22 protein-coding genes are annotated in these 21,869 nt (G+C 61.7%); 15 read left to right on the top strand and 7 right to left on the bottom strand.

Translation table 11 applies throughout. From position 1 onward, the window contains the following. Nucleotides 1-50: 50 nt before the first annotated feature. From motB to cheY, 10 genes are all read left to right on the top strand, one after another. Entirely contained in the window at nucleotides 51-1,025 is a 975-nt protein-coding gene (gene motB, locus KO538_RS23815) for a flagellar motor protein MotB (protein ID WP_034758370.1), read from the top strand. 46 nt (nucleotides 1,026-1,071) lie between these two features. Beyond that, complete coding sequence (locus tag KO538_RS23810) at nucleotides 1,072-1,620, top strand: hypothetical protein (protein ID WP_034758366.1); 549 nt, start codon at nucleotides 1,072-1,074, stop codon at nucleotides 1,618-1,620. A gap of 83 nt (nucleotides 1,621-1,703) precedes the next feature. Beyond that, a complete protein-coding gene (locus KO538_RS23805) occupies nucleotides 1,704-2,069 on the top strand; it encodes a response regulator (protein ID WP_034758362.1) in 366 nt (121 codons plus the stop codon). A 43-nt stretch (nucleotides 2,070-2,112) separates the two neighbouring features. Next, entirely contained in the window at nucleotides 2,113-4,314 is a 2,202-nt protein-coding gene (gene cheA / locus KO538_RS23800; protein WP_219329835.1) for a chemotaxis protein CheA, read from the top strand. Between the two features lie 30 nt (nucleotides 4,315-4,344). Then, nucleotides 4,345-4,851 carry a chemotaxis protein CheW gene (locus KO538_RS23795; RefSeq protein WP_034758356.1) on the top strand — a complete coding sequence of 169 codons (507 nt, stop codon included), beginning with the start codon at nucleotides 4,345-4,347 and terminating at the stop codon, nucleotides 4,849-4,851. A gap of 195 nt (nucleotides 4,852-5,046) precedes the next feature. Further along, nucleotides 5,047-6,774 carry a methyl-accepting chemotaxis protein gene (locus tag KO538_RS23790; protein WP_034758351.1) on the top strand — a complete coding sequence of 576 codons (1,728 nt, stop codon included), beginning with the start codon at nucleotides 5,047-5,049 and terminating at the stop codon, nucleotides 6,772-6,774. A 70-nt stretch (nucleotides 6,775-6,844) separates the two neighbouring features. Next, nucleotides 6,845-7,717 carry a CheR family methyltransferase gene (locus KO538_RS23785; protein ID WP_034758347.1) on the top strand — a complete coding sequence of 291 codons (873 nt, stop codon included), beginning with the start codon at nucleotides 6,845-6,847 and terminating at the stop codon, nucleotides 7,715-7,717. A gap of 9 nt (nucleotides 7,718-7,726) precedes the next feature. After that, complete coding sequence (cheD, locus tag KO538_RS23780) at nucleotides 7,727-8,335, top strand: chemoreceptor glutamine deamidase CheD (protein ID WP_034758343.1); 609 nt, start codon at nucleotides 7,727-7,729, stop codon at nucleotides 8,333-8,335. A gap of 107 nt (nucleotides 8,336-8,442) precedes the next feature. Then, complete coding sequence (locus KO538_RS23775) at nucleotides 8,443-9,513, top strand: chemotaxis response regulator protein-glutamate methylesterase (RefSeq protein WP_035826603.1); 1,071 nt, start codon at nucleotides 8,443-8,445, stop codon at nucleotides 9,511-9,513. Nucleotides 9,514-9,660: 147 nt separating this feature from the next. Further along, nucleotides 9,661-10,059, top strand: coding sequence for a chemotaxis response regulator CheY (cheY, locus tag KO538_RS23770; protein ID WP_026132837.1), 399 nt, complete (start codon nucleotides 9,661-9,663; stop codon nucleotides 10,057-10,059). Nucleotides 10,060-10,134: 75 nt separating this feature from the next. Here the strand turns inward: cheY and KO538_RS23765 are convergent, their stop codons facing one another. Next, the gene (locus KO538_RS23765) at nucleotides 10,135-10,887 is read right to left on the bottom strand and encodes an SDR family oxidoreductase (RefSeq protein WP_257620538.1); all 753 of its coding nucleotides are present in this window, start codon (nucleotides 10,885-10,887) and stop codon (nucleotides 10,135-10,137) included. A gap of 15 nt (nucleotides 10,888-10,902) precedes the next feature. Between KO538_RS23765 and KO538_RS23760 the strand changes: the two genes are divergently transcribed. Both KO538_RS23760 and KO538_RS23755 read left to right on the top strand, forming a co-directional pair. Continuing rightward, nucleotides 10,903-11,082 (top strand): hypothetical protein, encoded by a 180-nt coding sequence (locus KO538_RS23760; protein ID WP_219329880.1) that lies wholly within the window; start codon nucleotides 10,903-10,905, stop codon nucleotides 11,080-11,082. A 98-nt stretch (nucleotides 11,083-11,180) separates the two neighbouring features. Beyond that, nucleotides 11,181-11,633 (top strand): hypothetical protein, encoded by a 453-nt coding sequence (locus tag KO538_RS23755; RefSeq protein WP_139143545.1) that lies wholly within the window; start codon nucleotides 11,181-11,183, stop codon nucleotides 11,631-11,633. 39 nt (nucleotides 11,634-11,672) lie between these two features. Here KO538_RS23755 and panC read toward each other — a convergent pair whose 3' ends face one another. The 5 genes from panC to metG form a co-directional block, all read right to left on the bottom strand. Further along, nucleotides 11,673-12,512, bottom strand: a complete 840-nt coding sequence (panC, locus tag KO538_RS23750) for a pantoate--beta-alanine ligase (protein ID WP_219329834.1) — start codon at nucleotides 12,510-12,512, stop codon at nucleotides 11,673-11,675. A 54-nt stretch (nucleotides 12,513-12,566) separates the two neighbouring features. Beyond that, a complete protein-coding gene (locus KO538_RS23745; protein ID WP_219329833.1) occupies nucleotides 12,567-13,499 on the bottom strand; it encodes a ScpA family protein in 933 nt (310 codons plus the stop codon). A 17-nt stretch (nucleotides 13,500-13,516) separates the two neighbouring features. Next, the gene (locus KO538_RS23740; RefSeq protein ID WP_035826611.1) at nucleotides 13,517-13,726 is read right to left on the bottom strand and encodes a DUF3460 family protein; all 210 of its coding nucleotides are present in this window, start codon (nucleotides 13,724-13,726) and stop codon (nucleotides 13,517-13,519) included. 107 nt (nucleotides 13,727-13,833) lie between these two features. Beyond that, a complete protein-coding gene (locus tag KO538_RS23735) occupies nucleotides 13,834-14,313 on the bottom strand; it encodes a GNAT family N-acetyltransferase (protein WP_034758490.1) in 480 nt (159 codons plus the stop codon). A 19-nt stretch (nucleotides 14,314-14,332) separates the two neighbouring features. Then, a complete protein-coding gene (gene metG, locus KO538_RS23730) occupies nucleotides 14,333-16,489 on the bottom strand; it encodes a methionine--tRNA ligase (RefSeq protein ID WP_219329832.1) in 2,157 nt (718 codons plus the stop codon). 160 nt (nucleotides 16,490-16,649) lie between these two features. Here metG and apbC point away from each other — a divergent pair, with 160 nt between their 5' ends. From apbC to KO538_RS23715, 3 genes are all read left to right on the top strand, one after another. Next, a complete protein-coding gene (gene apbC, locus KO538_RS23725; RefSeq protein WP_034758315.1) occupies nucleotides 16,650-17,738 on the top strand; it encodes an iron-sulfur cluster carrier protein ApbC in 1,089 nt (362 codons plus the stop codon). An 87-nt stretch (nucleotides 17,739-17,825) separates the two neighbouring features. Beyond that, on the top strand, nucleotides 17,826-18,233 hold the full coding sequence (locus KO538_RS23720; protein WP_034758310.1) for a DUF4399 domain-containing protein: 408 nt from the start codon (nucleotides 17,826-17,828) through the stop codon (nucleotides 18,231-18,233). A gap of 139 nt (nucleotides 18,234-18,372) precedes the next feature. Beyond that, nucleotides 18,373-20,049 carry an alkaline phosphatase family protein gene (locus tag KO538_RS23715; RefSeq protein WP_257620537.1) on the top strand — a complete coding sequence of 559 codons (1,677 nt, stop codon included), beginning with the start codon at nucleotides 18,373-18,375 and terminating at the stop codon, nucleotides 20,047-20,049. 208 nt (nucleotides 20,050-20,257) lie between these two features. On the opposite strand, the gene KO538_RS23710 is transcribed toward KO538_RS23715, so the two are convergent. Next, nucleotides 20,258-21,832 (bottom strand): phospholipase D family protein, encoded by a 1,575-nt coding sequence (locus KO538_RS23710; protein ID WP_219329831.1) that lies wholly within the window; start codon nucleotides 21,830-21,832, stop codon nucleotides 20,258-20,260. Nucleotides 21,833-21,869: the final 37 nt, after the last annotated feature.

Genomic DNA, 21,869 nt, shown 5'->3' with positions numbered 1-21,869 from the left:
TATACGCCTGGATACCATGAGTCATTTGCAGCACACGGAAGGGGGACGCCATGGCCGATGAAGGCATGCGCCCGATTATCGTCAAGCGTATCAAGAAGACGGCTGGCGGGCACCATGGCGGGGCGTGGAAAATCGCCTACGCCGACTTTGTCACGGCCATGATGGCCTTCTTCCTGCTGATGTGGCTGCTGGGCTCCACCTCGAAGGGCGACTTGAACGGCATTTCCGAATTCTTCAAGACGCCGCTGAAAGTGGCGATGGCGGGCGGCTCAGGCAGCGGCGAGAGCAATTCCGTGATCCAGGGCGGTGGCCAGGACTTGTCGCGCCAGGATGGGCAGGTGCGCAAGGCGCAGGAAGAGCAGCAGCGCAAATCGTTCGACCTCAATTCCGCCAAGGCCGCGCTCGAACGCGAAGAGGGCAAGCGCCTGCAGGCGCTCAAGGCGCGCATCGAAGCGACCATCGACGCCAATCCCCTGCTGAAAAAATACAAGAACCAGTTGCTGCTCGATATCACCAGCGAAGGCTTGCGCATCCAGATCGTCGACGAGCAGAACCGTCCGATGTTTGCGCTCGCCAATGCGAACCTGCAACCGTACACCAAGGAAATCCTGCACGCGATCGGCTTCGTGCTCAATGAAGTGCCGAACCGCATCGGCCTGTCCGGCCATACGGATTCGACGCCCTACATGAGCGATGCCGGCTACAGCAACTGGGAATTGTCGGCCGACCGCGCGAATGCGTCGCGGCGCGAACTGGTGATCGGCGGCATGAAGGAAGAAAAAGTCTTGCGCGTGGTGGGGCTCGGTTCGGCCGCCCACCTGGACAAGCTCGACCCCTTCAATCCGATCAACCGGCGCATCAGCATCATCGTCATGAACAAACGCACGGAAGAAAATGTCCTGCGCGATGGTTCGGCGATCGAGCTGCCGGTGACCGATGCCGCTTCCGCCGCTGTCGCGTCAGGGCTGGCGGCCGGTGCGCCGCCCGCGGCGCCAGTCCCCGCCCCGGCAGCGGCGAAAAAATAACACGCAAGGCTGTCGACGCGTGGTGTATTGAAACAATGAGACCTTTATGACAAGAAAGAAAATACTTGGCTCGCATGTAAAGCGCCTGCTGTCTGGCGTGTCGGACCATGGCCGCAAGCACTTGACGGAGGTGGAAACCGACCTGGTGCAGACCGGCATCTTGCTGGAAGAGGCGATCGAGAAGCTGTCCTTCAATTTCATGGCGATACACGCAGCCGTCGCTGCGCAGCAAGACACCATCGCCTTGCTGCTCGACGGCGGTATTCCGGCCGAGCAGCAGCGCGAAAAACTGCTGGCGTTGCAGGATGAGGTGGGGGGCTATGTGAATGCGGCCATCACCAGCCTGCAGTTCCAGGACATGACCAGCCAGCTGATCGAGCGCACCTTGAAGCGCGTGACGGGCTTGCGCGAGTTCCTCGGGACCCTGGGCGAGCATGGCGCGGAGATGTTGCCGGAGAGCGACAATGAAGAAATTGTCGCCTTGCTGGGGCGGGTCAGCATGGCGCTGGCGATTCAAAGCCTGGAGTTGCGCAGCGTGCTGCGCAAGGCTGTCAGTCAACAGCATTTGGAAAGTGGCGACATCGAGCTGTTCTAGCATGCCAGTGCGGAGCGCTTGTGGTTGCATGGATTGATTAATCAAATACTCGGGCAGGATGCCCGGAATAAGTGGGAGCAAAGATGGCCAAAACGATACTTGCAGTGGACGATTCCAGCTCATTGCGCCAGATGGTGGCGTTCAGCCTGAAAGCCGCCGGTTACCAGGTGGTGGAGGCCGTCGACGGCCAGGACGGACTGGAAAAAGCCAAGCTGCAAACCGTGGACCTGGTATTGACGGACCAGAACATGCCGCGCATGGATGGCCTGGAACTGATCAAGCTGTTGCGCGAACTGCCGACCTACCAGAAGGTACCCATCCTGATGCTGACGACGGAGTCGTCGGACGAGATGAAATCGAAAGGACGTGCCGCCGGCGCCAATGGCTGGCTGGTCAAGCCGTTCGATCCGCAACGCCTGATCGAAGTGGTCAAGAAGGTGATCGGCTGATGCCAGCCGCGCAGTGCAACGATGCAATTGACGGAGTCACCCTATGACCATCGATATTAGCCAGTTTTTTCAGGTCTTTTTCGATGAGGCCGAAGAACTGCTGGCTGAAAAAGAACGGCTGCTGCTGGCCGTTGATATTGCGGCGCCCGACGCCGAAGACCTGAATGCCATTTTCCGTACCGCCCATTCGATCAAGGGCGGCGCATCGACGTTCGGTCTCTCCGACATGAGCGAGGTGACGCACATCCTCGAGTCGCTGCTCGACCGCATCCGCCAGGGCCAGATGGCGCTGACGGCGGAACACGTCGACGCCTTCTTGGCGGCCAAGGATATCCTCAAGATGCAGCTCGACGGCCACCGTCTGGGCAGTGCCGTCGACCAGGATGCCGTGGCCAATGTGCGCATGATGCTGCAGTCGTTTTCGCAGGACGTGCCCGTGGCTGCGCTTACGCCCGTCGCACCGGCCTTCCATACGGCGGAAAAAGCCGCCGTCAGCCATGCCGGCGGCCATCGCATCCGCCTGGAACTGCCGGCCATGGAGCCGCGCGAAGTCGATGCGCTGGCGGCCGAACTGGGTTTGCTGGGCGATGTCGCCGTGTCCGCCTTGCCCGACGCGCGCAAGGTGCTGGAAGTGACGACGCATGAAAGCCTCGATGACATCCTGGCCATCTGCTCGTTCGTGCTCAATCCCGACGACATGGTGATCACGCAGGCGCCACCACTGGCGCCAGGCGAAGCCGAAGCGGCCCGCGCGGCGCAGGAAAAAGCCCAGGGCTACGGTTTCTTCGACCCGCTGCCAGGCACGCCTGCTGCGCAGGGCGCGACGGACCCCGGTTATGGCTTCTTCCAGCCGCTTGAGGATATCCGCGCCGCCGCCGGCGTGCAGAGCGACGCCGAACAGGGCTACGGTTTCTTCCAGCCCCTCGAACAGATACGCGCCGACGCGGCCAAGGCGGGCAACGCCAGTGCCGTCGCCGCGCCAGCCGTGGCCAGCGCCGTGGCCGAAGCGGAGCAGGAAAAGAAACCGGCCAAGAAAGAAGGCGACAAGGCCGGCGCCGAATCGTCGTCGATCCGCGTCTCGATCGAGAAAGTCGACCAGCTGATCAACCTGGTGGGCGAACTGGTGATTACACAGGCGATGATCGAGCAGCGCGCCAGCGCGCTCGACCCGATGCTGCATGAAAAGCTGCTCGACAGCGTCAGCCACCTGACGCGCAACACGCGCGACTTGCAGGAAGCGGTGATGTCGATCCGCATGATGCCGATGGATTTCGTCTTTTCGCGCTTCCCGCGCATGGTGCGCGACCTGGCGACGAAACTGGGCAAGAAGGTCGATTTCATCACGAATGGCGCCGCCACGGAACTCGACAAGGGCCTCATCGAGCGCATCGTCGATCCGCTCACGCACCTGGTGCGCAACAGTATCGACCACGGCGTGGAAATGCCGGCCGCCCGCGTGGCCGCCGGCAAGACCGAGGCGGGCCGGCTGTTCCTCTCGGCCAGCCATCAGGGCGGCAACATCATCATCGAGGTATCCGATGACGGCGCGGGACTGAACCGCGAACGCATCCTGGCCAAGGCCGCGCAGCAGGGACTGGACGTGTCCGAGACGATGAGCGACGCCGACGTGTGGCAGCTGATTTTCGCGCCCGGCTTTTCCACCGCCGAAGCCGTTACCGACGTGTCGGGCCGCGGCGTGGGCATGGATGTCGTCAAGCGCAATATCAGCGCCATGGGCGGCGTCGTCGACATCCGTTCCGCGAAAGGCTTCGGCACGACGATTTCCATCTCGCTGCCGCTGACCCTGGCGATCCTCGACGGCATGTCGATCCGAGTCGGCGACGAAGTGTATATTTTACCGCTGGGCTTTGTCATCGAATCGCTGCAGCCAGCCGTTGAAGACATCAAGGACATCAGCGGCAAGGGGCAGGTGGTGAAAGTGCGCGGCGAATACCTGCCATTGATCCCGCTGTACCAGATGTTCGACATCGCGCCGCGCTTTACCAGCCCTTCGGAAGGCATCTGCGTGATCCTCGAGACGGAAGGGCGCAAGGCGGCCCTGTTTGTCGACGACCTGGTGGGACAGCAGCAAGTCGTGGTGAAAAACCTCGAATCGAATTACCGCAAGGTGGTGGGCATTTCCGGCGCCACCATCCTGGGCGATGGCGGCGTGTCGCTGATTCTCGATGTCGCCGCCCTGATCCGTTCCTCGCGCCAGCTGGCTGACGAGTCCATTTTTTCGTAATACCGATAGATAAAGATAGGAAAACGCACCATGTCAGATACTCAACAAACATCCGGAAGCAATGCGGGCGACGGCAAGGACATCGCCGGCCGTGAATTCCTGGCCTTCACCCTGGGCTCCGAAGAGTACGGCATCGATATCCTGAAGGTCCAGGAAATCCGCGGTTACGAAGCGGTCACCCGCATCGCCAACGCGCCTGAATTCATCAAGGGCGTGATCAACCTGCGCGGCATCATCATTCCCGTGGTCGACATGCGCATCAAGTTCAACCTGGGCACGCCCGTGTACGACCAGTTCACGGTGGTGATCATCCTGAACATCGGCGGCCGTATCGTCGGCATGGTGGTCGACAGCGTTTCCGACGTCACCACCCTGACGCCGGAGCAGGTGAAACCGGCGCCGGAAATGGGCACCGCCTTCTCGACCGACTACATGATCGGCCTGGGCACCATCGACGAGCGCATGCTGATCCTGGTCGACATCGACAAGCTGATGTCGAGCAGCGAGATGGGCCTGATCGACAAGCTGGCGGCGTAAGCCTCCGCATGGCAGCAAGGCGGCGCCCGGTGCGCCGCCGTTTTACCACGCAAAGAATCACTACAGATATGCATGTACCGGCGCGAGCAGCATCTAGAGGCGCGCCGGCAGGCTGCAAGGTCCGACAGAGACCAGGCCACAACACGGCGCCGTCCGGTTGAACGGGCGCCGTTCACATAAATATTGGAGACTGTAATGAGTTTGCGCGATTTCAAGATAGGCACCCGGCTGGGGATAGGTTTTGGCAGCATTCTCGCCATCCTGGTGGTGGTGATCGTTTCGGCGAATGCACTGAATTACCGTAACAAGGCCCAGCTGCTCACGGGCCTGGAGCTGGCAAGCGAAAAGAATACGCAGGCGTCGCTGATGAAAAGCGCGATGCTGGAAACCGGTATCGCCATGCGCAATATCGGCTTGCAGGGCGATGTGGCCCTGATGCAGGCGGAAGAGGGCAAGGTGCGCGCGCAGCGCAAGCTGTACGACGGCGCGCGCGGCAAGCTGGCCACCCTGGGCCTGTCCGATGGCGAGAAGGCGCTGCTGGCCAATATCGCCAAGGTCGACGGCGAAGTCGATGCCGCCTTCAAGGAAGCGATGGGGCAGGTGCTGGCGTTTAACAGCGAGGGCGCGGCGAAGGTGATCGCCACCCGCATCGATCCCTTGAACAAGACGACCCTGGCCGATATCAACAAGCTGCTCGACTTGCAGCACGTGGCGCAGCAAAGCTTCATGGACGACTCGCTGGCGGCCGATGCGCGCCTGATGACGGTACTGTTCATCCTGGGCGGCGCGGCGGTGGCGATCGGCGCCTGGTGCGCCATCTTCATCACGCGCTCGATCACGGTGCCATTGTCCGGCGCGGTGGCCGTGGCGCAAAAGGTGGCGGCCGGCGAACTGACGTCGCGCGTGGTGGTCGAAGGCAAGGATGAAACGAGCGCGCTGCAGCAGGCATTGAAGGACATGAACGAGAGCCTGGTGCAGACCGTCAGCGACGTGCGCAAGGGAACGGAAACCATCACCGTGGCCTCGCGCGAGATCGCCAGCGGCAATGCGGACCTGTCGGCGCGCACGGAAACGCAGGCCAGTTCGCTCGAAGAGACGGCGTCGTCGATGGAAGAGCTGACGTCGACCGTGAAGCAGAACGCGGACAACGCGCGCCAGGCCAACCAGCTGGCCGTGTCGGCATCGTCGGTGGCGGAGCAGGGCGGCAAGGTGGTGGCGCAAGTGGTCGATACCATGGGTTCCATCAAGGACAGCTCGCGCAAGATCGTCGACATCATCGGCGTCATCGACGGCATTGCGTTCCAGACGAATATCCTGGCGTTGAATGCAGCCGTCGAAGCGGCGCGCGCAGGCGAGCAGGGACGCGGTTTTGCGGTGGTGGCGTCGGAAGTGCGCAATCTGGCGCAACGATCGGCCGGCGCAGCCAAGGAAATCAAGGGCCTGATCGGCGACTCGGTCGACAAGGTCGATGCCGGCAGCCGCCTGGTGGACGAGGCGGGGCAGACCATGGGCCTGATCGTCACGTCGATCCGGCAGGTGGCCGATATCATGGGCGAGATCACGGCGGCGACGCAGGAACAGAGCCACGGTATCGAAGAGGTCAACCAGGCCATCGCGCAGATGGACCAGATGACGCAGCAAAATGCGGCGCTGGTCGAGGAAGCGGCGGCGGCCGCCGAAAGCATGCAGGAGCAGGCGCAGAATCTGGGCGACGCCGTCAGCATCTTCAAGCTCGATGGCGAGAGCGCGGCGCAGGCGGCCATGCCCGCACCCGTGCCAGCGCCGGTAGTAAAAGCGGCGGCACGGCCGGCACCGAGTGTGGCGGCAAATACACGGCGGTTGGCACAGACGGCGCAAGCCGGCTCGCCACCGCCCGCGAAAAAGCTGGCGGCGGCCGGCGGCGACGATTGGGAAGAGTTCTAACGCCAACCCGGTCCCGCTAGTTATACTTGCAAAGGCATTGGTCAGAGTAGTCATAGAGAGGTAAAAACAAATGCCGCAAACTAAAACGGATTCGGTCAAGGAATTTGATTTCACTGGCAAGGACTTCGAACGGGTCCGCGCCATGATTTACAAGCGGGCCGGCATCGCGCTGGCCGACAGCAAGCAGGAAATGGTCTACAGCCGCCTGGCCAGGCGATTGCGCGCGACCGGCATCTCCTCGTTCGTCCGCTACCTGGACGACCTGGAAGCGGGCCGCATGGGCGACGAGTGGGAAGCGTTCACGAATGCGCTGACGACCAACCTGACGTCGTTCTTCCGCGAGGCGCATCACTTCCCGCTGCTGGCCGAGCATGTGAAAAAACTGAACGGGCCGATCACCATCTGGTGTTCGGCCAGTTCCACCGGCGAGGAGCCGTACTCGATCGCCATGACGGTGTGCGAGGCGTTCAATACGCTCACGCCGCCCGTCACCATCATCGCCACGGACATCGACACGAACGTGCTGGCCACGGCCGCCAATGGCGTCTACAACCTGGACCGGCTCGACAAGATGCCGGCCGACCGTGCGCGGCGCTTTTTCTTGCGCGGCAAGGGCGACCGCGAAGGACAGGTGCGGGTGCGCCCGGAACTGCGCCAGATGATCACCTTCAAGCCGCTCAACCTGCTGGCCGATGGCTGGCCATTGACGGGGCAGTTCGACGTCATCTTTTGCCGCAACGTGATGATTTATTTTGACAAGGCGACGCAGCGCAAGATCCTGTCGCGCTTTGTGCCACTGATGAAGCCTGATGCCCTGCTGTTTGCGGGCCATTCGGAGAATTTTCTGTACGTGTCGGATTCATTGAAGCTGCGCGGTAAAACAGTCTATGAGCTCGACCAGCCCCGGGGCGCCGCGCCCAAGGCAACGTCGCATCGTACATGAGAGTGAAATATGAGCCTGGAATCCAAAGAGCAATTCGCCACTAACGTCTATTACGACAGGACGTTCAACTGTGACGCCGCCAAGATCTTGCCTGGTGAGTATTACTTTACCAACAAGGACATGCTGATCGTCACCGTGCTCGGCTCCTGCGTCTCGGCCTGCATCCGCGACCGCGTCACGGGCCTGGGCGGCATGAACCATTTCATGCTGCCCGATGGCGGCAGCGATCCGAACAGCCCGATTTCCGCGTCGATGCGCTATGGCACCTACGCCATGGAAATCCTGATCAATGATTTGCTGAAGGCGGGCGCGCGGCGCGAGAACATGGAAGCGAAAGTGTTCGGCGGCGGCGCCGTGCTGCGCGGCTTCACGGCGATCAACGTCGGTGAACGCAATGCGGCCTTCGTCATCAACTACCTGAAAGCGGAAAAGATGCGCGTGGTGGCCGAAGACCTCAACGACATCCACCCTCGCAAGGTCTACTTCTTCCCCCGCAGCGGCAAGGTGCTGGTGAAAAAGCTGATGCAGACGCATAACGATACGCTGGTGCGCCGCGAACTCGATTACGCCAGCCGCCTCAAGGTCGCGCCGGTGGGCGGCGAAGTCGAACTGTTCTGACAACACCCGACCAAACCTGCTGCGCGTCGCGCTGTGCGGCTTGCGGCGGTTTGTCCGGTGTACTAATTTAATAAAGAATACGGGCCGCAAGGCCTGGAAGGATAACTATGAAGATCAAGGTATTGATCGTGGATGACTCGGCGCTGATCCGCAGCGTCATGACGGAAATCGTAAACAGCCAGCCCGACATGGAAGTGGTGGGCGCGGCGCCCGATCCGCTGGTGGCGCGCGAGATGATCAAGCAGACCAACCCCGACGTGCTGACCCTCGACGTCGAGATGCCGAAGATGGATGGCCTGGATTTCCTGGAAAAACTGATGCGCTTGCGCCCGATGCCGGTACTGATGGTGTCGTCCTTGACCGAGCGCGGTTCGGAAATCACCATGCGCGCGCTGGAACTGGGCGCCGTCGATTTCGTCACCAAGCCGAAGATTTCGATCCAGAGTGGCATGCGCGAGTACACGGACATGATCGCCGACAAGATCCGCGCCGCCTCGAAGGCGCGCATCCGCGCGCGCACCCTGCCGTCGGCCGGCGACAAGGTGGCCGCGCCGCTGCCTGCCCTGCGCAGTCCATTGACGTCGAGCGAAAAGCTGATCATCGTGGGCGCCTCGACGGGCGGTACGGAAGCGATCCGCGAATTCCTCATGCAGATGCCGTCCGATTGCCCCGGCATCCTGATCACGCAGCACATGCCGGAAGGCTTTACGCGCTCGTTCGCGCGCCGCCTCGATTCGCTGTGCAAGATTTCGGTGCAGGAAGCGGCAGGCGGCGAACGCGTGCTGCCCGGCCACGCCTACATCGCGCCCGGCCATTCGCACCTGACCCTGACGCGCAGCGGCGCCAACTACATGACCAAGATCGACCAGGGCGAACCGGTGAACCGCCACCGCCCGTCCGTCGATGTGCTGTTCCGTTCGGCCGCGCAATCGGCCGGTAAAAATGCCGTCGGCGTGATCCTCACCGGCATGGGCAAGGATGGCGCACAAGGCATGTTGGAGATGAAGGCCGCAGGAGCGTATAATTTTGCGCAGGATGAAGCCAGTTGCGTGGTGTTCGGCATGCCGCGCGAGGCGATCGCTGTCGGTGCTACGCATGAGGTCGGCGCTTTGACGGCGCTGCCTGGCATGGTGCTGGGACACCTGGCGGCGCATGGTATGCGTGCTTTGCGCGTGTAAGCCACGTTTTATATGATCTGAGGCAAGTTTGTTCGCCTAAAAGCAACGAAAATGCTATCCTACAACTTGCTGCCGTAGTGTCGACCATAATGTCGGCATTCATGTCGATATTATTAACAAACCGCTACAGAAACAACGGAGTTATTCATGGCTGATCCAAAGATGAAATTTTTAGTCGTTGACGATTTTTCGACGATGCGCCGCATTGTCCGGAATCTGTTGAAGGAACTGGGTTATGCCAACGTCGATGAGGCGGAAGACGGCGTGATGGGCCTGGCCAAGCTGCGCGCGGAATCGTTCGATTTCGTCGTGTCGGACTGGAACATGCCAAACATGGATGGCCTGACGATGCTGCAGCATATCCGCGCCGATCCCGCACTGGCCAAGCTGCCCGTGCTGATGGTCACCGCCGAAGCGAAAAAAGAAAACATCATCGCCGCCGCGCAAGCTGGCGCCAGCGGTTATGTCGTCAAGCCGTTCACGGCCGCGACCCTCGATGAAAAGCTGAACAAGATTTTCGAGAAGCTGGAAAAAGCCGGCGCCTGATCCAGGCTTGACCGTTATCAAGAAAACGCTGCCCGTGCAAACCGGCAGCGTTTTTTTCGTCAGTTCCCGCCTTGCTTACACCAGGCCGCCATTCGCACGTAACGTTTGTCCATTCACCCAGCGGCCATCCGGCCCGGCCAAAAAAGCCACGGCCGCGGCGATATCGTCCGGCGTACCCAGGCGTTCAAGGGGCGCCATCTTGCCCATGCGCGCTATCGTTTCTTCCGTCTTGCCGTTCAAGAACAGGGCCGTGGCCGTGGGGCCGGGGGCGATGGCATTGACGGTGATGTTCTTGCCGCGCAGTTCCTTGGCAAAGATATTCGTCATCGTCTCGATGGCCGCCTTGGTGGCGGCGTAGACGGCATAGCCGGGCAGGGCCAGGCCGATCACGCTGGTCGAGAAATTGACGACGCTGCCGCCGTGGCGCAAGCGCGTCGCCGCCTGGCGCATGGTGCTGAAGCTGCCCTTGACGTTGATGGCGAACAGGCTGTCGAAGGTGGCGTCGTCGGTCTCGGCCAGGGTGGGCAGCGCGGGCGGCATGATGCCGGCGTTGTTGACCAGCACATCGACGCCGCCGTAAGCCGCTTCGGCCGCATCGAACAGCGCTTGCACGTCGCTTGCCTCGGCCACGTTGGCCTTGACGGCGATGGCGGCGCCGCCTTCGGCCATGATGGCTGCCACCAGCTCGTCCGCCGCATCCTTGCCGCTGGCGTAGTTGACAACGACCTGGATGCCGTCGCGCGCCAGGCGGCGGGCGATGGCCGCGCCGATGCCGCGCGAGGCGCCCGTGACGATGGCTACCTTGGCAGAGTTGGATGTTGTGTTCATGGGCGTTCTCCTGTCATGGTGGGAGGCCTGCATGCTGTTGCCGCGAGCCAGTGCCATCATTTTGATCTTTATTCATGGATGGATAAAGATGGCAATTTTGATTTCAATGTGCAAATTGCATTAACAATGATGCTTGGCCTGCCTGGCAGGACAGGCAAGATCCCGCAGGTTTCAGGAGATTGCGCAAAGGAATGAAATATTTCCTAAAGTTAACTTTACACGTCAAATAATTTGGCCCATGATCGCTGCAGTATTCCACCTCTGTCCCCGACCCCGACACGAAGGAGCGCACGATGCGCCGAGCACCCGTATTATTTTTCGCCCTCAGCACGACCCTGTTGGCGGCCTGTGGCGTGAGCCTTGAACAAACCACCGCTGCGCCTGTCGCGTCTGTCGAGATGCAGGAGCCGGCCGCGCAGCCGCCTGCCGAAGCCGATGGCCGGCATGCCTATCTGCACCGCGTGGGCGGCCAGGATTATGTCAGCCTGAGCCAGAGTGGCCCCGAGGGCGGCTTGCCTATCCTCACGGGTACGCAGCGCCATGCGCGCGCCATTCGCCTGCTGGCGGCCGATCCTGCCCAGGTACGGGCCATCCTGCGCAGCCTGAGGCTGCCTGCGAACCAGCGCAAGCTGTGGGCGGGAGAGGAAATCGTGCTCGACGCGGCCAGCTATGACATGTTGCAAGCGGCCCGCGGCAGCAACAAGCCGCTGTTTGCCGAACTGAAATTGGTAGGGATGGAGAAGTAGAGAAAGAAACGGGGCCGAATGGCCCCGTTGTGACAATGCTTAAATTTCGAGGTTGTCGATCAATCTGGTTTGTCCCAGTTTGGCGGCGGCCAGCACCACCAGCGGCTCGCCGGCGGCCAGTTCGGCGGCGCTCGGTGCTTGCAGGTTGGCGCGCTTGCGCACGGCGATGTAGTCCGATTTCCAGCCGCGGCTGTTCAACAGCTGCATGCTGGCCTGTTCCAGTTCGCCCACGGCCAGATTGCCCTTGCGCACTTCCTCGGCCACGAAATTAAGTCCCTTGTACAGTTCCGGCGCTTCCGCGCGTTCGCTTTCCGATAAATACATATTGCGCGACGATAAGGCCAGGCCATCTTCCGCGCGGTAGGTTTCCGCAGCGATGATTTCCGTCGGCAGCGCGAACTGGCGCGCCATGTTGCGGATGATCATCAGCTGCTGGTAATCCTTCTTGCCGAACACGGCCACGCGCGGGCCCACGCACGAGAACAGCTTGGTGACGACCGTGCACACGCCTTCGAAGAAGCCGGGGCGGAACTCGCCTTCCAGGGTATTGCCCAGGTCATCGGGCGGGCGCACGCGGTATTCCTGCGGTTCCGGGTACAGTTCCTTTTCCGTCGGCGCGAACAGCACGTACACGCCTTCCTTTTCCAGCTTGGCGATGTCGGCCGCCATGGTGCGCGGATATTTCTCGAAGTCTTCGTTCGGGCCGAATTGCAGGCGGTTCACGAAGATCGAGGCGACGACGGGGTCGCCATGCTTGCGCGCCAGGCGCATCAGCGACAGATGGCCTTCGTGCAGGTTGCCCATGGTGGGGACGAACGCCGTGCGCAGCTGTCCGCTGAGCTGGTCGCGCAATTCTTCGATGTCGGAAATAATTTTCATGGATTGCTTTCGCTAAAACCCCGTTGTACGGTGGTCAGTGACAAAGGGAAGGGGTCAGGCGGGCGAATAGGCCAGCCGGACGTAGATGGGGGCAAACGGTTCTGCCTGCGTGATTTCGATCAGGGTTTCCTTGGCCAGTTCCAGCAGGGCCACGAAGTTGACCACCACCACGGGCACGCCGCCGGCAATGTCGAACAGTTCGCTGAACTCGACGAAGCGCGACGATTGCAAGTGGCGCAGGATGCTCGACATGTGCTCGCGCACGGACAGTTCCTGGCGGCTGATGCGGTGATGCTGGGTCAGCTTGGCGCGTTTCAGCACGTCGAGCCACGCCTGCTGCAAGTCCACCGGTTCCACGTCGGGCCAGGTGGGCGTCAGGCTTTGCTCGATGAAAATCTGCGTGCGCACGAAATCGCGCTCGAACTGCGGGATGGCGTTCAGGTCGTAGGCGGCCAGCTTGATCTGCTCGTATTCGAGCAGCCGGCGCACCAGTTCGGCACGGGGGTCGCCGCCATCTTCCTCGACGTCGCTCTTGCGCGAAGGCAAGAGCATGCGCGACTTGATCTCGATCAGCATGGCGGCCATCAACAGATACTCGGCGGCCAGTTCCAGGTTGCGCACGCGGATCTGGTCGACATATTTCAGATATTGCAGGGTCACCTGCGCCATCGGAATATCGAGAATGTTGAAGTTTTGCTTGCGGATCAGGTAGAGCAGCAAGTCGAGTGGGCCTTCGAAGGCTTCGAGGAAGATTTCCAGCGCGTCCGGCGGAATGTACAAATCCGTCGGCATGCGCATCATCGGCTCGCCATACAGGCGGGCGATGCCCAGCGGGTCGGCGGCGGGCGCCGCGTCCGTTACCGTTGTTGCAGATGCTGCAGGGTCGCCGCTGCCGTCGCCGTCAGCGACAGGTGGGGGCGACTCGATGACTGCGCTGGCGCCGGAGGCGTCGGCTTCCGGCGTGACTGCAGAATCTTCAGGCAACATCGTGCCGGTTCCAGATCTTAGTTCTTGTTCTGGTAAACGTAAGCCTGTTGCTTGACGGCCGACGCCAGCTGGCGTTCCTGCTCATCGATGCTGACGGCCGGCTTGTCCCACAGCAGGGCGCGGCCCGCTTGCTGGCCCGCTTCCATGCCAGGGTTCTTGGCCTTCAGTTCGGCGATGAACAAGGTGTGGTCGGATACGTAGTTGGTGTGTTTTGCAGGCAGTTTCATATTCTCTTCTGAGTGTCTTATGGGTAAGGTCAGCCGGCCGTATTTTACCGCGCCGTGCGGCTTGGCGGGTTGTTGTATCGGCAAGTCCGGGGCGAAATTGCTAAAAATCAATAACGCAGCAAACGCCGCATCACCATCGGTGCCGGTTCTGCGGGGTTGGCGTGCGAATATTCCAGTTCTTCGGCCAGGTCGAATTCGAAGGCCGCATAAAAATCGATCAGCTTGCGCTGGTCGCGCCGCACTGCCAGGCGCAATTCCTCGGCCTGGCACGACAGGCCGTGATGAATGATGGCTTCGAGCAAGTGCTGCGAGACGTGGCTGCCCCGGTAGGCGGGCAGCACGCCCATGCGTGAAATCTTCCAGATGGCGGGGTCGCTGTCGAGCGGCATCCAGCGCAGCGAACCGGCTGGAATGTCGTCGATCAGCAACAGAAAACCGCCGCCGTGGCGCAATTGCTCCGCCACTTGCTCGGCCGTCTCGTGGTGTCCACTGGACGAGGCTGCCACCTTGCCGGCCCATGCGGCGCGGGTCAGCTCGGCCATCAGCTGTGCATCGGCATTTGTTGCTTCGCGCACCACGATATTCATCATCGGTCCTTGTGGGCGCTTAGCGGATGCGCATGCCAGGTTCGGCGCCCGGCCACGGGTTCAGGATGTAGATGCCCGGATTCGCTTTCTCGTCGGCGGCGGACGCGGCCATGACCATGCCTTCGGAAATGCCGAACTTCATCTTGCGCGGCGCCAGGTTGGCCACCAGCACCGTCAGCTTGCCGACCAGTTCTTCCGGCTGGTAAGCCGAGCGGATGCCGGAGAACACATTGCGCAAGCGGCCTTCGCCCGCATCCAGGGTCAGGCGCAGCAGCTTGTCCGAGCCGTCGACCAGTTCGCAGTTGACGATTTTCGCGATGCGCAGGTCGACCTTGAGGAAGTCGTCGATCTTGATCTCGGGCGCCAGTTCTTCGATGGCGGCAGCGGCTGCCACTGGAGCTGCGGCGTCATTCGCGGCGTCGCCGGCCGGCGCGGCAATGGCGGCGGCCGCTTGCGGCGCGTCGAACAGCGCTTCGATCATCTTCGCATCCATGCGCGTCATCAAATGGCTGTAGGCGCCGATGGTGCGGCCCAGCATGCTGTTCGAGACGGCGTCGCCGAACACCTGCGTGTCGGCCCAAGTGAATTCTGCGTCGTTGAGGAACGATGCCACGTTCTTCGCCACGCCCGGCAGGACCGGCGACAGCAGGATCGTCAACTGGCGGAACAGGATCAGGGCCGTGGTGCACACGTCGTGCAGTTCCGCAGTCTTGTCCGCGTCCTTGGCCAAAATCCACGGCTTGTTTTCATCGACATACTGGTTGGTGATGTCGGCGATTTCCATGATCTCGCGCAAGGCCTTGCCGAATTCGCGGTTCTCGAAGTGCGCAGCGATGCTGGCCTGGCGCTCGACGATGACGCCGTTGACGTCCACCGTCAGCGCGCGGTTGATCCAGCTTTGCGCGCCTTCCGACAGCGTCGACGCCAGCTTGCCGTCGAAACGCTTGGCGATGAAGCCGGCGCAGCGGCTGGCGATGTTCACGTACTTGCCGATCAGGTCGCTGTTCACGCGGGCAACAAAATCTTCGCCGTTGAAGTCCAGGTCTTCCACTTTCGAGTTCAGCTTGAAGGCGATGTAGTAGCGCAGCCATTCCGGGTTCATGCCCAGGTCCAGGTAGCGCAGCGGCGAGATGCCCGTGCCGCGCGACTTCGACATTTTTTCGTTGTTGACCGTCAGGAAGCCGTGGACGTTGACTTTCAGTTTGTCGATCACCGGGTGATTGGCGAACTTCAGCATGGCGGGCCAGAACAGCAAATGGAAGGAAACGATGTCCTTGCCGATGAAGTGGATCTGTTCCGTCGACGGGTCATTCAGGAAGGCGTCGAAATCGATGCCTTTCTTGTCGCAATAGTTTTTCAGGCTCGCCAGGTAACCGACGGGCGCATCCATCCATACATAGAAGAATTTACCTGGTGCATCGGGAATCGGGATGCCGAAGTAGGGCGCGTCGCGCGAGATATCCCAGTCGGCCAGCTTTTCACCGGCTTCGCCCAGCCACTCGCTGACCTTGTTGACCATTTCCGGCTGCAAGCGGCCTGGCGTGTTGAGCCAATCCTTGAGGAATTCGAAGCAGCGCGGGTCGGACAGCTTGAAGAAATACTGTTCCGACGGCTTCATCACGGGCGTCGCGTTGGTAAACACCGAGAACGGGTTGACCAGGTCGGTCGGCTGATAGGCGGCGCCGCACACTTCGCAATTGTCGCCGTACTGGTTCTTGGCGCCGCATTTCGGGCATTCGCCCTTGATGTTGCGGTCGGCCAGGAACATGCCTTTGACCGGGTCGAAGAAGCGGTCGACGGTTTTCGTGACGATCAGGCCCGTATCGCGCAGCTTGCGGTAGATCGATTGCGACAGGTCGACGTTTTCCGGCGAGTCGGTCGAATACCAGTTGTCGAAGGCGATATGGAAGCCATCGAGATACTGGGCGCGGCCGGCCGCGATGTTGGCGACGAATTGCTGCGGCGTGATGCCTTCCTTTTCGGCGGCGATCATGATCGGCGTGCCATGCGTATCGTCGGCGCCCACAAAGTGCACTTCACGGCCGGCCGCGCCATCGCGTTGCATTCGCTGGAACCGGACCCAGATATCGGCCTGGATGTATTCCATGATATGGCCAATGTGAAAAGCGGCGTTTGCGTAAGGCAGGGCAGTGGTGACGAACAGCTTGCGAGTCATGATTGATGCACTTTTGGGATGGATAATAGGACATTTTAACAGCGGAAAGGCAATATGAGCAGATGCAGGGCCGGCAAGTGATGCTTTTGCCGCCATCGCACCATGCAAATTTGCGCTAGACTGCGCGTATTGCACATATGTAGTACACACGGAGATTTACATGAGCATCACAGTAGAAGACGTCAAGGCCGCGCTGGCCCAGGTTATTGATCCAAATACACATAAAGATTTCGTTTCCAGCAAAACCGTCAAGAATCTGAAGGTCGATGGCGATGATATTTCGCTCGACATCGAGCTCGGCTACCCCGCCAAAAGCCAGATCGACCTGATCCGCAAATCCGTGCTGGCCGCCCTGCGCGTGCTGCCGGGCGTGGGCAACGTCAGCGTGGGCGTGTCGTCGAAAATCATTTCGCACACGGTGCAGCGCGGCTTGAAGCCGATGAGCAACGTGAAAAACATCATTGCCGTCGCTTCCGGTAAGGGCGGTGTTGGCAAATCGACCACGGCCGTCAACCTGGCCCTGGCCCTGGCGGCTGAAGGCGCCACCGTCGGCATGCTGGACGCCGATATCTACGGCCCGTCGCAACCGATGATGCTGGGCATCAGCGGCCAGCCGAAGACCCTCGACGGCAAGAGCATGGAGCCCATGGAAAACCACGGCCTGCAAGTGTCGTCGATCGGCTTCATGATCGATCCGGACGAGCCGATGGTGTGGCGCGGCCCGATGGTCACGCAAGCCTTGCAGCAATTGCTGGACCAGACCAACTGGCGCGACCTCGATTACCTGATCGTCGACATGCCGCCAGGCACGGGCGACATTCAATTGACCCTGTCGCAGAAAGTGCCAGTCACGGGTGCCGTCATCGTCACGACGCCGCAGGACATCGCGCTGCTCGACGCGCGCAAGGGCTTGAAAATGTTCGAGAAGGTCGGCATTCCTATCCTCGGCGTGGTGGAAAACATGAGCACGCACATCTGCTCGAACTGCGGCCATGCGGAAGAAATCTTCGGCGCCGGCGGCGGTGCGAAGATGTGCGCCGACTTCGGCGTGGAATTCCTCGGCGCCTTGCCGCTGACCATGGCGATTCGCCAGCAGACGGATTCGGGCACGCCCACCGTCGTGGCCGAGCCGGAAGGCCCCGTCGCCGTGATCTACAAGCAGATCGCCCGCACCATCGCGATCAAGGTGGCGGAAAAGGCGAAGGATATGACGAGCAAGTTCCCGTCGATCGTCATCAAGAACGACTAATTGTTGTGCTTGGCGCTCCCATGCGCCAAGGTCAGCAGGAATATGGTTTCATGCAGTCCGTGTTGTTATTTAACAAGAGGAGACATCATGCAATTGAACACCGTATTCCTGCGTCAAGCAGCCGCCGTGATCGCCGGCAGCCTGCTGGCCGCCAGCGCGTTTGCGCAATCCGTTTCCTTCGTCGAGCCAGCCGATGGCGCGACAGTGGCGAGCCCGTTCAAGGTCAAGTTTGCCGTCAGTGGCATGGACGTCAAGCCGGCCGGCGACATGACGGCCAAGACGGGCCACCATCATCTGCTCATCAATACGGGGCCGATGAAGGCGGGCGAAATGATCCCAATGGATGACAAGCATTTGCATTTCGGCAAAGGACAAACGGAAACGGACGTCACCTTGCCGCCGGGCCAGTACACCCTGACGATGCAGTTCGCCAACGGCGCACACCAGTCGTATGGTCCGGAGCTGGCCAAAAGCATCAAGGTGACGGTCAAGTAAGCCAGGCAAATTCATCTGTTTCGGCATCGGGCCGGGTTCCAGCAATGGGCCCCGGCCTTTTTCTTGTTATTGCTTCTGTCATCATTGCGTCATATAGTCGGCGTATGCTGCCCAGTGGCCTAACTTTTGATGAGCGGATATGACGAAACCTTTCTCCCTTTCCCGGCAACTGGCACAGGCGCTGCTGCTGGCCGCTGGCGTGGCGGCGTGCCACGCGCATGCGGCCAAGGCGGTGCCCAATGCTGCGACGCAGCCGAAGCTGGTCGTGGTGCTGGTAGTGGACGGCTTGCCGCAAGAGCAGGTGACGCGCTACCGCGACCAGTTCGGCCAGGGCGGTTTCCGCCGCCTGCTGGAACAGGGGGCGTGGTTCAGCGATGCGCACCAGGCGCACGGCATCACGGTCACCGCCATCGGCCACTCGGCCGTGCTGTCGGGCGCCTACCCGTATCAGCATGGCGTGATCGGCAATAACTGGATCGATCCCGTCACGAAGAAATCCGTGTACTGCACCGAGGATGGCAATTTCCATTACATCGGCGAAGAAACGCAACCCGACGACGGCACGGCGCCGACCAAGCTGCGCGTGAGCACCCTGGGCGACGAACTGCGTTATTCGACGGGTGACAAGGCCAAGGTCGTCACCGTGTCGGGCAAGGACCGGGGCGCCATCCTGCTGGCCGGGAAAACGGGCACGGCCTATATGTACATGGAAAAGACGGGCAACTTCGCCAGCAGCACCTACTATATGCAGCAGCACCCGCAATGGGTGCAGCGCTACCAGGCGGCCAAACCGCAGGACCGCTATTACGGCAAGAGCTGGACGCCGCTGCTGGCCGATTCGGCCTATGCGCGCGACGCCCGCGACGACCTCGTGCCTGCCAAGCCGGGCGCGCGCAACACCTTCCCGTTTGCCTACTATAGCGACAGCGGCAAGCTCAATGGCGAGTACTACAGCCGCCTGAAATCCGGCCCCTTCCTCGACGAGCTGACCCTGGAATTCGCCCGCGCCGCCATCGATGGCGAAAACCTGGGCCGCAATCCGGCCGGCGTGCCCGATATCCTCGGCGTGAGCCTGTCCGCGCACGACTACGTGAACCATGCCTACGGCCCGGAAAGCAAGATGTCGCACGACCATCTGCAGCGCCTGGACCGCATGCTGGCCGGCTTCTTTGCCGACCTGGATAAAAAAGTCGGCATGGATAACGTGCTCGTGGTGCTGACGGCCGACCATGGCTTTGCCAATGTGCCGGAATTTTCCGAAACGCGCGGCTTTTCCGCCAAGCGCATCGACGGCGCCAAACTGGTCGATGCGCTGAATCAGCACCTGGCGACAAACCTGGGCATCGACAAGCTGGTGACGGCGTCGTCGCTGCCGAATATCTACCTCGATTACGCGCTGGCGGAAAAGCACGGCGTCCATCGCGCCGCCCTGGAAGATGCGGCGGCCCGCTTTCTGATGCAGCAGGACGGCCTGGCTCAAGTCTACACGCGCACGCAGATGGAAACGGGAGCCGTCGCCACGCGCATGGATACCTTGATGCGCCGCGCCTGGAACCGCCAGCTGTCGGGCGACCTGATGCTGGTGACAAAACCGGCCTGGTACTTCGGCAAGGGCAGTGGCGGCACCTCGCACGGCACGCCATACACGTACGACACCAACGTGCCGCTGATGGTCTTCGGCCCCCGCTGGATCAAGCCGGGCGCCTATGGCCAGTACGCGGAAGTGGTCGACATCGCACCGACCTTGGCCCACCTGCTGCGCATACGCCAGCCGTCGGCGTCGGAAGGGCGGATTTTGACGGAAGCGGTGCGCTAAGGCTCTTGGGCAGTGGTGTTGTCGGCTTACGCGCTGCGCGCTAAGCCGACCTACGGGGTTTGCATGTCGGCGCCGCCGCCAATTTGACCGGCGTTGTTTGCGTTTCGGTGCCGCCACCAACACGACCGGCGTTGGCCTTGCGAAGAGCGTAGGTCGGATTAGCGGGGCAAAGCCCCGCGTAATCCGACGACATCGCTGGCAAAACCGCTTACAACAACCAATCGATCGGCAGCACCGACAGGATCGCTACCCCCATGCGCTTCCACACGCTGGTGCCCGGTTCCGTGTCGTAGCGCGTGGTGGCGCCGCTGGCGTCGCGGGCGACCCAGTATAGTGCGCCGTCGTCGCCCAGCAGCACCTGGTAGGCGCGCTGCGGGATCGTGGTGCGCATGGCTAGCCCCAGCTGGCTGGCCAGCGCGGGGCTGTCGATGACGAGGCCCATTTCCGTGTTCAACTCGATCGAGCGCGGGTCGAAGTTGAACGAGCCGACAAAGATGCGCTGGTCGTCGACGGCAAAGGTCTTCGCATGCAGGCTCGATGCGGAACTGCCGAAGCGGCCCGTCTGTTCGCGCGCATCGCCCGCTTCCCACGAGCGGCGCGATTCATACAGCAGCACGCCCGCTTCCAGCAGCGGTTTCCTCCACTTCGCATAACCGGCATGCACGGCCGCCACGTCGGTCGCTTCCAGCGCATTCGTCAGGATGCGCACGTCCACGCCCTTTTTCGCCAGGTCGGCAAAGGCTTGCGTGCCCGATTTTCCGGGCACGAAATACGGCGATACCAGATCCACTTCCTTTTTTGGCACGCCCAGCAGGTTTTGCAGGTTTTCCGCCACGCCCGTGCCTGGCCTGGCCTTGTCCAGCACCTTGGCCGGGTCGTCGCTGACCATGCGCGTCCTGGCCCATTCGAAGGGCAGGGTGCGTTCCATCATCTGCTTGACGAAGGGCGAGGTGCGCAGCGCCTGCACGTATTCCTCGGCCGCCTTGGTGTCGTCGATGCGGTCCGCCTCGGCGGCGATGGTGGCCGCGTCGCCTTCGACTGGGCTCGTCAGCAGCAGCCTGGCCGGGTAGGCCGAGGCGCTATTCCAGTAGCGGTCAAAATCGTGCGAGACGTCATCGACGACGGGGCCGATGGCCAGTACGTCCAGGTCGGCAAACAGCACGTCGCCGGCCGCGCCAAAATATTCATCGCCCACATTGCGCCCGCCGACGATGGTGGCCTGGTTATCGGCCGTGAACGATTTGTTGTGCATGCGCCGGTTGAGGCGGGAAAAATCCGTGGCAAAGGCCAGCGCGCGTGGAGCGCGGGGCAGGAAGGGATTGAACAGGCGGATTTCGATATTCGTTTGCTTGCCCAGCATGGTCAGGGTCTGGTCCAGGCCCGCCGTGTTGTTATCGTCGAGCAGCAGGCGCACGCGCACGCCCCGTTCGGCCGCCTGGCGCAGGGCGTCGAACAGCAGGGTGCCCGTGACGTCCTTGTGCCAGATGTAGTACTGCACGTCCAGGCTGCGCTGGGCCGCGGCGGCCAGCAGGGCGCGCGCGGCAAAGGCGTCGCGCCCGTCGACCAGCGGATAGATGCCGGACACGCCCGGATGCTGCGCCACCATGGGCGCAATGGCCGTGGCCAGCTGGGTGTGCGCCGTATCGGTGATGACTTGGGAAGGGACGCGGCCTTCCAGCGAGGGCAGTGAAGCGCAGCCGGCGAGGGCGGCGGACAGCAGCAGGGGCAGCAGAGGCAGCAGCCGCGGGCTGGCGCTGCGTGAGGGTAGTGCAGGAACGGGCATGGCGGGCTTTCATCGAGTTGCCCCGATGTTAGCAGAT

It is taken from the genome of Janthinobacterium sp. NKUCC08_JDC, from assembly GCF_019345575.1.
GTDB classification, from domain to species: domain Bacteria; phylum Pseudomonadota; class Gammaproteobacteria; order Burkholderiales; family Burkholderiaceae_D; genus Janthinobacterium; species Janthinobacterium aestuarii.
This window is presented reverse-complemented; position numbering and strand designations above follow the sequence as displayed.